This window comes from Halorussus halophilus (assembly GCF_008831545.1).
Classification (GTDB): Archaea; Halobacteriota; Halobacteria; order Halobacteriales; family Haladaptataceae; genus Halorussus; species Halorussus halophilus.
This window is the reverse complement of record NZ_CP044523.1, coordinates 2,605,502-2,618,024: the sequence shown is the minus strand read 5'-3', so window position 1 is coordinate 2,618,024 and position 12,523 is coordinate 2,605,502. Positions and strand designations below refer to the sequence as shown.

Genomic DNA, 12,523 nt, shown 5'->3' with positions numbered 1-12,523 from the left:
ACAGTTGTCTGACGCACGATTTATAGGGCTGCCGTAACGCTTGATTGATATGACCGACGAGAGCGAACGAGTCGAAGAACTCGAAGCACAAGTCGAGCGACTCGAAGCGACGGTGAAGGGGTTGACAGAGGAACTGGTCGAAGTGAACGACCGACTCGAAACGCTGGAGGGCGACGACTCCACGCTCGGGACCGAGACGACCACCGAGTCCCGCCCAGAGAGGAAAAGCGACGCAGAGTCGCCCGCTCGCGACGAAGAGACTAAAAGCACCCAGTCCAAGGAAGAAGACGAGACTGGGGACGACTCAGGATTGGGCGACGACATCATCGTCGCGTAGCGCGGTCCCCGCCTACGAGCAACCATGCACATCAAAAAGCTCGTCTTAGATAGCTTCAAAAGCTTCGGACGAAAGACAGAGATTCCGTTTTACGAAGATTTCACTACTGTTAGCGGCCCGAATGGCTCTGGCAAGAGCAACATCATAGACAGCGTGCTGTTCGCGCTGGGACTCGCTCGGACGCGAGGCATTCGTGCCGAGAAGTTGACTGATTTGATATACAATCCCGGCCACGCCGACGGGAGCGAAGAGCAATCCGGCACGCGAGAGGCTAGCGTCGAGGTCGTTCTGGACAACAGCGACGGCACGCTCGACCGGACGCAGGTCGTCAACGCCGCCGGAACCGATAGCGTCGGCGAGGTGGACGAGATTACCATCAAGCGTCGCGTCAAAGAGACCGACGACAATTATTATTCGTACTACTACCTGAACGGTCGTTCGGTAAACCTTTCGGACATACAGGACCTGCTCGCGCAAGCGGGCGTCACGCCGGAAGGCTACAACGTCGTCATGCAGGGCGACGTGACCGAGATTATCAACATGACTGCTGGCGAGCGCCGCCAGATTATCGACGAGATTGCGGGCGTCGCCGAGTTCGACGCGAAGAAGGCAGACGCCTTGGAGGAACTCGAAGTCGTCAAAGAGCGCGTCGGCGAGGCAGAGTTGCGAATCGAGGAGAAGCGCGACCGACTCGAACAACTCTCCGACGAGCGCGAGACGGCCTTGGAGTACAAGGGCCTGAAAGAAGAGAAAGAGGAGTACGAAGGCTACGTCAAGGCCGCCGAGTTAGAGGAGAAGCGCGAAGACCTCGCCAACACGGAGGCGGACATCGAAGACCGCGAGGCGGAGTTGAAGACGCTTCAGCAAGAGTTAGACGAGAAACAAGGCAAAGTCGTCCGCCTCGAAGACGAGTTGGAGGAACTCAACGCCGAAATCGAGCGCAAGGGCGAAGACGAGCAACTGCGCATCAAGAGCGAAATCGAGGAGGTCAAAGGCGAAATATCGCGCCTCGAAGACCAGATCGAGTCGGCCGAAGAGAAGATTCAGGACGCCGAGAACACCCGTCGGCAAGCGTTCGTCGAGATAGACCGCAAGCAGGAGACGGTGGACGAACTCGAATCCGACGTTCGGGACATCAAGATAGAGAAGTCCTCTGTCAAAGCGGACGTACAACAGAAGGAGTCTGAACTCGAATCTGTCGAAGAGGAAATCGAGAACATCGACACCGAGTACGACGAGGTGAAGGCCGACCTCGCCGAGCGCAAGGAAGAACTAGAGGAGGCCAAGAGCGCGAAGAACGACCTCCAGCGCGAGAAAGACCGCTTGCTGGACGAAGCGCGCAGACGGTCGAACGCCGAGAGCGAGAAGGAGACCGAGATAGACGAAGCGCGCGAGCGGATTCCGGAACTGAAGACCAAACTCGGCGAGTTAGAAGACGAACTCTCGAAGGCCGAGCGCAACGAGAGCCAAATCGAAGAGGTCGTCGCCGACCTCAAACAGCAGAAGCGCGAGCGCCAAGACGACCTCGATACGGTCGAAGAGAACTTGCAGGCCAAACAGCGTGAGTACGCGCAACTGGAAGCGAACGCCAACGAGAGCGGTGATTCGTCCTACGGACGCGCGGTCTCGACCATCCTGAACGCCGAGATGCAGGGCGTTCACGGAACGGTCGCGCAGTTGGGCGGCGTCTCCGAGCGGTACTCGACAGCGTGTGAGACAGCTGCCGGTGGCCGACTCGCGAACGTCGTCGTGGACGACGACGGCATCGGCCAACGGTGCATCGAGCACCTGAAATCGAGAAACGCGGGTCGTGCAACCTTCCTCCCGATGACGGAGATGCACGACCGCAACCTCCCGTCCGCGCCGAGTGCGCCGGGCGTGGTGGACTTCGCGTACAACCTCGTGGACTTCGACAGCCAGTACTCGGGCATCTTCTCCTACGTCCTCGGGGACACGCTGGTCGTCGAGGACATCGAGACCGCTCGGGACTTCATGGGCGACTACCGACTCGTCACTCTCTCGGGCGAACTGGTCGAGAAGAGCGGTGCGATGACCGGTGGTTCGAAGAGCGGTTCTCGCTATTCGTTCTCGAAGTCCGGCAAGGGGCAACTCGAACGCGTCGCCAAGCGCATCAACGAGTTGGAGGACGAACGCCAGACGATTCGGTCGGACATCCGGAGCATCGAGGACCGACTGGACGACGCTCGGGACCGCAAGAGCGACGCCGCAGACCAAGTCCGCTCCATCGAGTCGGACATCTCGCAGGTCGAGGACGAGTTAGAGTCAACGAAGGAGCGCATCGACGACCTCGAAGACGAACTCGTCGCCATGGAAACAGAGCGGGAGGCCGTCAACGAGCAGATGGCGGAACTCGAAGACGAGGTCGAGGAGTACGAGGACGAAATCGCCGAAATCGAGGACGCAATCGCGGAACTCGAATCGGAACTCGCCGACTCGAAGATTCCGGAACTCACTGCCGAAGCGGAGGACATCGAGGCCGACATCGACGAGTTGGAGGACAAGATGGACGACTTGGACGGCCAACTGAACGAACTCCAGTTGGAGAAACAGTACGCCGAAGACGCCATCGAGGACCTCCACGACGACATCGAGACGGCCCAGAACCGCAAGGCCGAGCAGGAGGAGAAGATTGCAGACCTCGAAGACGAAATCGAGGACAAAGAGGACGTTCTGGACGAAAAGCGCGCGGCAGTCGAAGAGTTGGAAGGCGAACTCACCGAGTTGAAGGCCGAGCGCAAAGAGCACAAGAAAAAACTCCGAGGGGCCGAGCAGGACCGTGACAAGCAGAAATCGAAAGTTGAGTCGGTTCAGAATCGGCTGGACAGCCTTCGTCGCAGTGCGGAGCGACTCGAAGAAGATATCTCGGAGTTGGAGGAAGTCGTCACCGACTACGACCCCGAGAAGATTCCGGACTTGGACGAAGTCGAGGAGAACGTCCGGCGACTCGAACGCCAGATGGAGGAACTCGAACCGGTCAACATGCTGGCAATCGAGGAGTACGACGACGTGAAAGACGACTTGGACGACTTGGAAGAGCGCAAGGCCGTCCTCGTGGAGGAGCGAGACGGCATCCGCGACCGTATCGACTCCTACGAGGACCAGAAGAAGGCGACGTTCATGGACGCCTACGAGGCAATCGCCGAACAGTTCCAAGACATCTTCGAGCGACTGTCGAACGGCACCGGCCAACTCCACCTCGAAGACGAAGAAGACCCCTTCGAGGGCGGCCTGACGATGAAGGCCCAACCGGGCGACAAGCCAATTCAGCGACTCGCCGCGATGTCCGGCGGCGAGAAGAGTCTGACCGCACTCGCGTTCATCTTCGCCATCCAGCGCTACAACCCCGCGCCGTTCTACGCGCTTGACGAAGTGGACGCCTTCCTCGACGCCGCGAACGCAGAGCGCGTCGGCGAGATGGTGGACGAACTCGCTGGCGACGCGCAGTTCATCGTCGTCAGTCACCGCTCTGCGATGATGGAGCGCTCCGAGCGCGCCATCGGCGTGACGATGCAGGGCGACAACGTGAGTACCGTGACCGGTATCGCGCTCGGTTCCGGGGAGGACGGGGAGGTCCCTGCCGATGACTGACGAGGGGCGCGAAGCGGCCCTCGGTGAAGCGAGCGGTGGAACCGCGAGCAACGAGATTCCGGAGGAATCTCGAAAAACGAACGGGGAGGAGCGAAGCGACGACCCGCGAGCAGACGATTTCTACACAGACGGCGGTGAGCAGTCCGAAGGACTGCGAGCCTCGTCAGAGATTCGCTCTGACGGCGGTGTCCCTCTCAACATCGCGGGCCACGAAGAAGAGAAGCGCAAGCGCGAGCAGGAGTCCGAAGACGAAGAGACGACCGACGAAACAGACGACCGCACCGAAATCCTCGGCGAAGACCTCGATGTGGACCCCGAAGCGACGGACGACGACGAGGCCGAACCGGTCGAACTGCTGGTCCAACTCGCCGAGGAGGGCGAAATCGAACCGTGGGACATCGACATCGTGACGGTCACCGACAAGTTCCTCGACAGACTCGACGGCGCGGACCTCCGCACGTCTGGTCGCGCGCTGTTCTACGCGAGCGTCCTCCTGCGGATGAAGAGCGACGCCCTGCTCGGCGAGGACGAGGAGGAAGAAGAACCCGAGCAGGACCCGTGGGACACGTGGGACGCGCCGATGGAAGGCGGCGACCAGCGCGAGGGCGACTTCCCGGCGTACGACCCCGTCAACCAGTTAGAGGAGGAAATGGAGCGCCGTCTCGACCGCAAGAGCGCGCGCGGATCACCGGAGACGCTGGACGAGTTGGTGCGTGAACTGCGCGAACGCGAGCGCGGTTCGTGGTGGAAGGACTCGCGGACCTACGACACCTCCGAGTCGCCCCGTGGCTTCGAGCGCGGGACCCAGACGCTGGACTATCGGATGGACGACGACATGCGCGTCGATGACGAACCGTCCGCTGGCGACGTGACCGACACTGCCCACAACGAAGACATCGAAACGGTCATCGAAGACGTGGGCGCGGCACTCGACACGCATTACGAGAACGGTCGTACTGAGGTCTTGTACGCCGAAATAGCGTCCGTCGGCGGGTCGCGCATCGAGACGTTCCTCGCGCTGCTCTTCCTCTCGCATCGCGGGACCGTCCTACTCGAACAGGACGAACTGTTCGACGATTTGTGGGTGCAGGACCCCGACGCGGTTACGGAAGCCGAGGAGCCAGAACCGCCGGAAGCGATTGCGGATTGAGGAGCTGATTTCTTTCGTTTCGGGTTTTACAGCATCTCAGCGACAGATTTATAGCTCAACATGCTAAATGTTACCACATGACACCAGACCGCTTCCGCGAGCGACTGGAAGAGACCGAAGGTCGCGTCAACCCGGAGGACGTGGCGACCGCGTTGTCCTACGTGCGCGGCCGAAAGTGAGCGAGAAGCAGTCGAAAATTGCTCAGTCGAGGTAGTGGCCGACGAGTTCCTCGACGCGCTGGCGCGTCTCCGCCGGAATCGCCTCGGTCGGCGTGTTGATAGTGCCCTCTATCGCGTGTTCGCAGTCGCAGTCGCGCTCTTCGGGCAGGTTTTCGATGGCGTGTTCGACGACCTGCTTGATTGTCTCCTCGTTCTCCGCGGCGTTTTCGAGGACCTCCTGTAGCGTGACTTCGCTGTCTTCTTTCCACACGTCGTAGTCCGTGACGCCCGTCACCGTCGCGTAGCACATCTCGGCTTCGCGGGCGAGTTTCGCCTCCGGAATCGTCGTCATCCCGATGACGTCCCAGCCTTGCTCGCGGTAGAACTCGCTCTCGGCGCGCGTCGAGTACTGTGGGCCTTCGATGCAGACGTAGGTGCCGCCCTGCTCGTAGTCTGCGTCGGTCGCTTCCGCACAGGAGTCTGAGAGATGCTCGACCATGTGCGGACAGTACGGCTCTGCGAAGGGCATGTGGACCACGATGCCGTCGCCGAAGAACGTCGAGTCGCGGTGTTTCGTTCGGTCGAACGTCTGGTCCGGCACGACGAGCGTCTGGGGCGGCAGGTCTTCGCGGAGACTTCCTACCGCGTTACTCGACAGCACGCGCTCGACGCCGAGTTTCTTCAGCGCATAGATGTTCGCCTTGTACGGTGCGTTCGTCGGCGTGTGCTGGTGGTCTGGGCCGTGTCGCGGGAGAAACGCGACTTCCGTGCCAGCCATCTCGCCGACGGTGACGGGGGCGCTCGGTTCGCCGAAAGGAGTGGTGACCTCTACTTCGCTCGTGTTCTCTAGGGGAAGTGCCTCGTAGATGCCACTTCCACCGATGAAGCCGATGGTCATACAGGGTACTGATGGAGCAGATACTAAACGGCTCTCTTTTCCGAAGCCGAGGTCCGGCGGGTCGTAGTCCGGGGGGGACCCGAAATAGTCAAGCATCGACTTCTGGCAGTGCCTGAACGGAGTCGCCTGCGGTCAGTTTCTGCCTATGCTCGCGTAGCAGTCACATAACAAAGTCACGTCACTGCCACGGTCCGTGTATGTCGCTTCAGGAACAGCGCGAGAACGACGACGGGGAGTACCGAATCAGGTGGTACGAGTCAGGCGACGCAGACGGCGTCCTGAGCCTCTTCGAGACGGCCTGGAACCGGCGGCCGACTCTCGACTGGTTCGACTGGAAGTTCGGCGGCGACCCGTATCTCTCTCACGTCCCAGTCAACGTCGCCGAGCGCGACGGCCAAATCGTCGGTGCCCAGGCGTATCTGCCCTGTCGCGTTCGACAGGGGCCGCGAGACGACTCGTTGCTCGCGCTCAAGCCGGTTGACGCGCTGGTTCACCCCGACCACCGGAAGCAGGGGCTGTACACTCGAATCACCGAAGCGGCAATCGACTTCTACACCGACCGAGAGCCAGCTTTCTTCTACAACTTCCCCAACGTCGCGTCGCTGGGTGCCCAACAGAAACTCGGCTGGTCCGAGGTGGATGTGGTCACGACTTACTATCGCCTCCAGCGTCCCTCCGAACTCTTGTCCGATGACGCGAGTCCATTGAAAGCTGGTCTCGGTCGAGTCGCAGACCTCGGAGCCAGCGCCCACCTCGGCGTCAGAGACGCCCTAACGAGCGGGTCCGACGAGTTCGAAGTGACGCGACACGACACGGTGCCTGCCAACGCCCTCGAATCGCTGTACGAATCGCAGGTCCCCGACGAACTACACATCCACCGGGAAGCGCAGTTCTACCGCTGGTTCTTCACCGCGTCCGGTTACGACCACACGACGTACGTGGCCCGCAAGAACGGCCACCCCGTCGCCGCCGTCGTCACCCGGACGTCGGACGGCCAGTCGGTCAACGTCATGGAGGCCCTACCGATGATTTCGCCGCCGACGGATGCGCTCGCTACCCTTCTCGGGGCAGTCGTCGCCGACAACCCCGGCGCGAACGTCATCTCCGTCACCGACGAGACGCTTCCGGACGAACTGCTCTCTCGATTCGGTTTCCTGAGCTACGAGAACCCCGTGCTGTCGCGGGTCGGCACGCCCACCTACGTGGCGGCTCGGCCGCTGTGGCCGGACCACGAATCTGGCCCGATTCGTCGGTCAGAACTCCTGGACAGCGACAACTGGCGACTGTCGTTCACCGAAGTAAAAGACTGAAGCGACCGAAAAGCGAACGCTACGCCCCGCCGACGTTCTCCAACAACCGCCACTCCTCGCCGTCGGACTCGACGATTCCTCTGCGCTCCATCTCGCTCGTGACTTCGTCCATCCGGTCGGGTTGGGCTATCTCCATCTCGATTCGTTCCACGTCGTGGTAGTCGCTCAGCAGGTGTCGAATCTCTTCGGTGGTGAACGTCTCACCGTCTGCTCGGTCCATCGCCCCGGAGATGATGTCTATCATGTCCTCGATGAAGTTCCACGGGTAGACTATCCACGCCCACTCTTCGAGTTGCTCGCCGAGGTAGTCCGGTTGGAACTCGCTGGTCTGGAGCAGTTGGAGGGTCGCAGTTCGGACTTCTCCGGCGTCTCGGTCGGTGACGTACTCGTAGGCGCGCTCGATAGACCCGCCGGTGTCGGCGATGTCGTCGATGATGAGTACGTCTTTCCCTTCGACACTCCCCTCCGGCATCGGGTAGCGAACTTCGGGTTCGTCGCGTTTCTCGGCGGTACCGACGTAGTGTTCCATCTTCAGACTCGTCAAGTCGTCCAGTCCGAGGAAGTCACAGATACAGCGTCCCGCGAACCACCCACCGCGGGCCAGCGCGACCACCACGTCTGGTTCGAAAGAGTCCTGTTTGACCTGCTCGCTCACGTCGCGGCAGAGTCCGTAGATGTATTCCCAGTTGGTGATGGTACACTTGAAATCGTCCGGGAGGTCACTCATTCCACCTTGCGTCTCTTGCCCCGGCACACTTAACGGTTTATAGTAGCGTTCGCGCGTTTCCGTGCGAGATGTGTCAACAACGGCGTTTTATCGAAGTTGGGGATACCGGCGCACGCCGAGGTAGGCTTGTTGTGGGACGTACTCCTCGTCTCGGAGCAGTCGCAACGCGCGGGCCGTCGCGTAGTGGTTCCCGTCCGCGACGGTGGGCGTGCCGTGGCCGCGCTGGAAGCAGACGACCCGCTCTTCCGTCGGAACGCCGGTCGCCAGTCGTCGAACGTGGTCTACGTCGATGTCTTCGTACGTCCCCGAGATGCCTTCGTCTACGATTCGTCGTGCCGCGCCGAGGATGGTCCCGTCCGGTGAGAGCTTTCGCCACGATTCGTTTCGCGGGCCTTCGATGACGCGGAGGCGTCGAAACGCCGACTCGTCGAGTCTCGTCCGGTACCACGTCACCGGGTAGCGCCAGACGAACGCCGACTGGAACGGCCGCAGTTCGAACAGTCGGCCAGTGAGTTCCCAGTCTTCCTCGTTTCCCGTGACTCTGAAGTCGAGGTCTCGCTTTCGGACTTCTCGGCGAAGCCAACTCTTGACGACCTCAGACTGCTGGACGCGCTCTTTCACCGCCACGTGTACGATGGCGGTCAATTTCAGTGTTCGGTGGCGAACGTCCTCTCGCCGTCGCAAACAGTACATTGAACCCGTCGGCGTACGACCCCTTCAGCATGCAATCCGTGCGCGCGCTCCAAGTCGATGCGTTCACCACCGAACCGTTCGGCGGCAACGCCGCCGGAGTGGTCCCCGAGGCCGACGAACTGTCCGAAACGCAGATGCAGGCTATCGCCGACGAACTGGCGCTCAGCGAGACGGCCTTCTTCCTGTCGAGCGACGAGGCCGACCGCAAGGTGCGGTACTTCACGCCGACGACAGAAGTGGACCTCTGCGGTCACGCGACCATCGCCTCTCACGCCCACTTGCTCGAAGACGGTGTTATCGACGCGGGCACGCACACCTTGGAGACGGACGTCGGCGTCCTCGAAATCGAGGTCGCCGAAGATGGAACGGTCTGGATGACCCAAGACGACCCGGAGATTCGAGAGGTGGACGTGGAGTACGAACGAGTCGCCGACGCGCTGGGCATCGACCACGCCGCCCTCGAAGACGTTGGCGCGGACCTGCCGCTCGCTGTCGCATCGACTGGTTTGCCGTTCCTCGTCGTGCCGGTGAACTTCCTCGAACACGTGAGCGCGATAGACCCGGACTTGGGTGCAATCGAGACCATCAGCGACGAACTCGACGTGGCGGGCATCTACGCCTTCTCCTTCGACGCGCTCGCCATGGATTCGACGCTCCACGGTCGGATGTTCGCGCCCGCCGCAGGCGTGCCCGAAGACCCCTGTACCGGCACTGCGAGCGGTGCGACCGGCGCGTATCTGCGCGAGGTCGAAGCGTTCGACGGTGAGTTCCCAGACGAGATGGTGTTCGAACAGGGGCACTTCGTGGACCGGCCCGGGTACATCCAAGTACGAATCGGAGACGAGGTACGGGTCGGTGGGGAAGCGGTTACTTCCTTGGACGGAGAGCTTCGAGTGCCCGAACTGGACGACGGTGGAGACATCATCGAGGCGTAATCGGCTTCGTCCGTAATCGTCGGTTGCCTACAGGGATTCCGAGCGCCACGAGTAGGCACGACGGTACGTTCGAGAACTACGCCGGGCACTAGCGTACAAGTGAGTTCGGAATAATACTGCGATATGGGCGGCCCAGTGGACGACGTGGAGACCGAGGAAATCACCGCCACGGAAGCGTTCGCCATCTTGGGCAACGAGACCCGGATGGAGATACTTCGTGCGCTGTGGCAGTCCGACGAACCGAGTTCGTTCGCCGAACTCCGCTCGGACGTGGCCCCCGACGACAAGGGCAACTTCAACTATCACCTCGGCAAACTCACCGACCACTTCGTCAAGAAGACAGACGACGGCTACGACCTGCGGTTCGCTGGCGAGCAGATAGTCCGGGCAGTGCTCACGGGCACCATCACCTCCGCACCCTCCGTCAGGCCCGCGGAGACGGACGAGCGGTGCGCGTACTGTGACGCACCCGTCGAGATGGGGTACACGAAGGACGTAATTTCGGTGCGGTGTACCGACTGCGGCGGCGTCATCGGCGGTGACTTTCCGGACGGTACGTACATGCACTATCAGTTCCCGCCCTCCGGCCTCGCCGACCGAACTCCCGAGGCGGCTATCGACGCTGCACACGTCCTCTACGACTCGAAAATCGCGCCGATGATGAAGGGCATCTGTCCCGAGTGCGCCAGCGGCATCGACATCTCCTACGACATCTGTGACGACCATCAGGTCGGCGACTCCAAAATCTGTCCGAACTGCGACAGTCGCTACGAGGTGTGGGCACTCTACGAGTGTGAACACTGCCGATACCGTCGAAAATCGGTAATGTGGTTCGCCGCACTGAACCACCCCGCGGTCGTCAGTTTCTACTACGACCACGGTCTCGACGAGAAGATACCGATTCGCAAACTCACGTCCGACAACGCCCAGTTCGTCCGGGACGTCACTGGCACGGTCACCGACACCGACCCGTTTCGCTTCCGAGTCACCATCCCAATCGAGGACGACACCCTCGTCGTTTCGATGGACGAGGAGTTAGACGTACTCTCGGCACGGCGAACGTCGGACTCTCGGTAAGGGAGGGTTTCGCCGCGAAAGTGAAAAATAATTTAGAGTATTGCGCTACGGCGAATCTTTATTCTGAACACCTTGTTACATAGTGCCATGGGCGAACTACAGTTGCAGGGAGAGACTGACACGGTGTGTTCGTTACTCGAAAACGACTACCGGCGGCGCGTCCTGCGGTGTCTCGAACGCACGGAGACGATGACGCGAGACGAACTGAGCCACGAACTCGCCCGGGACGCCCGCCCGGCCGCCTCGACTACGCACACGACCGTCTCGCTCTCCCACGTCCACCTTCCGAAGTTGGCCGACGAAAACGCGATTCGCTACGACACCGACGCCGGAACAGTCACCATAACGGCCTACGGCGAGCGACTGCTCCGGTGTTTGGACGCAATCGAGACCGAACTGCACAGACGGAAGTAACGAACAGAAGGACCGTTCTGCGTCGAGACGCTCACCCAAACAACTCGCGTACCGCCTGTCTGTGTCGTCGCTCCGTCTCCTTCTGCTCCGCCTCGCTCTCCGCTGCGTACCACATGTCGAACCAGACGAGCGGTGAGAGGCGACTCGCCGCGAGGTACAGTTCCCGTCTACGCTCGAACTCTGGGTCGCGTTCGAGTTCGTTGGTCTCGCTGTACCCCTCGCGGAGCGCAGTTCGAACTCGACTCCGAAGTGGGTCGTCGTGGGTCGCCCACCCGGAGAGATACTGTTCTGTGTAGACGAGTTCGTTCTGCGGGTCGTTCGTCGAGACGTTCCCCCAGTCGAGGACCACCTTCGTCTCGCCCGTCTCGGGGTCAACGAGTAGATTTCCGAACCTGTAATCGAAGTGCGTGATAGTCGGCGAGAGCGCCCGGTCGGGCGAATCCAGCGCGTCGAGGCGTTCGTCGATGAACGCGCGGAGGTCGGACTCCAAATCGGCGAATCGCTCGTCCAAGTTCTCGAAGTGATATTCGGCCACCTCTTCGATTCGCGGTCGCAAGGTGTCTTGGCCCGTCTCGCCGACGACGAGCGGTCGGTCGGTCGCTTCGACGTGTACCTTGGCATCCGCGTCAGTACTGTCTACGTCACTCGTGAGTCGAATCGGCCCGAACTGCTCGAAGTCGCCGAGGGCGTGTAACTCGCCGAGGTTGCGCCCGGCGTTTCGCGCGACTCGTTCGACCACTTCGGGGGCTAACTCCCGTGCTTGGTTCTCCAGATTCTCGCCGTCCACCTTCTCCATCAGGAAGAACGGCGCGGGCAGTTCCTCGTGGTAGTCCACTGTCCCGACGACGCTCGGCACCGGAATCGACGTTTCGGCGTCTATCAGGGCCACGAGGTGTGGTTCCGGTCGGAACGCCTCGGGGTCCAGGAAGTCACAGATTTTGAGGACGCACTCGCGCGTTCCTTCGCCTGTCTCGACGGTCACGAAGTAGACCGCGTCGGTGCCTTCGGGTGCGAGCCTCGACTCTCGAAGTCGCCACTCCGGTCGAATCTCGCGGACCATTCGAGTGAGCGTTTCCGGCGAAAAGTCGGTCGCGTCCTCCGCATCTGCTACGGCGTCGGCGTCAGCATCGCTGTCTGTCTCCGTGCCAGCATCGTCGTCGCTCATGCTCGAATTCTCGGAAGGGGTCCTGAAAAGTGCTATCCCGGTACGTGAAC

Annotated in this window: 11 protein-coding genes; 7 read left to right on the top strand and 4 right to left on the bottom strand. The window is 61.2% G+C overall.

Features of this window, described 5'->3' with window-relative positions:
• Positions 1-49 precede the first annotated feature (49 nt).
• From F7R90_RS13065 to F7R90_RS13055, 3 genes are read left to right on the top strand one after another with little or no spacing between them, the layout of a single operon-like run.
• Entirely contained in the window at positions 50-337 is a 288-nt protein-coding gene (locus F7R90_RS13065) for a DUF7518 family protein (protein ID WP_158057860.1), read from the top strand.
• A gap of 24 nt (positions 338-361) precedes the next feature.
• Complete coding sequence (gene smc, locus F7R90_RS13060; RefSeq protein ID WP_158057859.1) at positions 362-3,946, top strand: chromosome segregation protein SMC; 3,585 nt, start codon at positions 362-364, stop codon at positions 3,944-3,946.
• Positions 3,939-5,096 (top strand): segregation/condensation protein A, encoded by a 1,158-nt coding sequence (locus F7R90_RS13055; RefSeq protein WP_158057858.1) that lies wholly within the window; start codon positions 3,939-3,941, stop codon positions 5,094-5,096. Before smc ends, F7R90_RS13055 begins: the two co-directional genes overlap by 8 nt.
• 201 nt (positions 5,097-5,297) lie before the next feature.
• Here F7R90_RS13055 and mtnP read toward each other — a convergent pair whose 3' ends face one another.
• Entirely contained in the window at positions 5,298-6,152 is an 855-nt protein-coding gene (gene mtnP / locus F7R90_RS13050; RefSeq protein ID WP_158057857.1) for an S-methyl-5'-thioadenosine phosphorylase, read from the bottom strand.
• Positions 6,153-6,349: 197 nt separating this feature from the next.
• On the opposite strand from mtnP, the gene F7R90_RS13045 reads away from it, so the two are divergent.
• Positions 6,350-7,462, top strand: a complete 1,113-nt coding sequence (locus F7R90_RS13045; protein WP_158057856.1) for a GNAT family N-acetyltransferase — start codon at positions 6,350-6,352, stop codon at positions 7,460-7,462.
• Positions 7,463-7,481: 19 nt separating this feature from the next.
• On the opposite strand, the gene F7R90_RS13040 is transcribed toward F7R90_RS13045, so the two are convergent.
• On the bottom strand, positions 7,482-8,189 hold the full coding sequence (locus tag F7R90_RS13040; protein WP_158057855.1) for a phosphoribosyltransferase: 708 nt from the start codon (positions 8,187-8,189) through the stop codon (positions 7,482-7,484).
• A gap of 87 nt (positions 8,190-8,276) precedes the next feature.
• Positions 8,277-8,810 (bottom strand): hypothetical protein, encoded by a 534-nt coding sequence (locus F7R90_RS22240; protein ID WP_192498309.1) that lies wholly within the window; start codon positions 8,808-8,810, stop codon positions 8,277-8,279.
• A 101-nt stretch (positions 8,811-8,911) separates the two neighbouring features.
• Here F7R90_RS22240 and F7R90_RS13030 point away from each other — a divergent pair, with 101 nt between their 5' ends.
• The 3 genes from F7R90_RS13030 to F7R90_RS13020 all read left to right on the top strand — a co-directional run bounded on the left by F7R90_RS13030 (position 8,912) and on the right by F7R90_RS13020 (position 11,308).
• Entirely contained in the window at positions 8,912-9,817 is a 906-nt protein-coding gene (locus F7R90_RS13030; protein ID WP_158057854.1) for a PhzF family phenazine biosynthesis protein, read from the top strand.
• 123 nt (positions 9,818-9,940) lie between these two features.
• Positions 9,941-10,894, top strand: coding sequence for a winged helix-turn-helix domain-containing protein (locus F7R90_RS13025; RefSeq protein WP_158057853.1), 954 nt, complete (start codon positions 9,941-9,943; stop codon positions 10,892-10,894).
• 87 nt (positions 10,895-10,981) lie between these two features.
• Positions 10,982-11,308 (top strand): DUF7344 domain-containing protein, encoded by a 327-nt coding sequence (locus tag F7R90_RS13020; protein WP_158057852.1) that lies wholly within the window; start codon positions 10,982-10,984, stop codon positions 11,306-11,308.
• Positions 11,309-11,339: 31 nt separating this feature from the next.
• Here F7R90_RS13020 and F7R90_RS13015 read toward each other — a convergent pair whose 3' ends face one another.
• Complete coding sequence (locus F7R90_RS13015; RefSeq protein ID WP_158057851.1) at positions 11,340-12,473, bottom strand: phosphotransferase family protein; 1,134 nt, start codon at positions 12,471-12,473, stop codon at positions 11,340-11,342.
• Between the last annotated feature and the right edge of the window lie 50 nt (positions 12,474-12,523).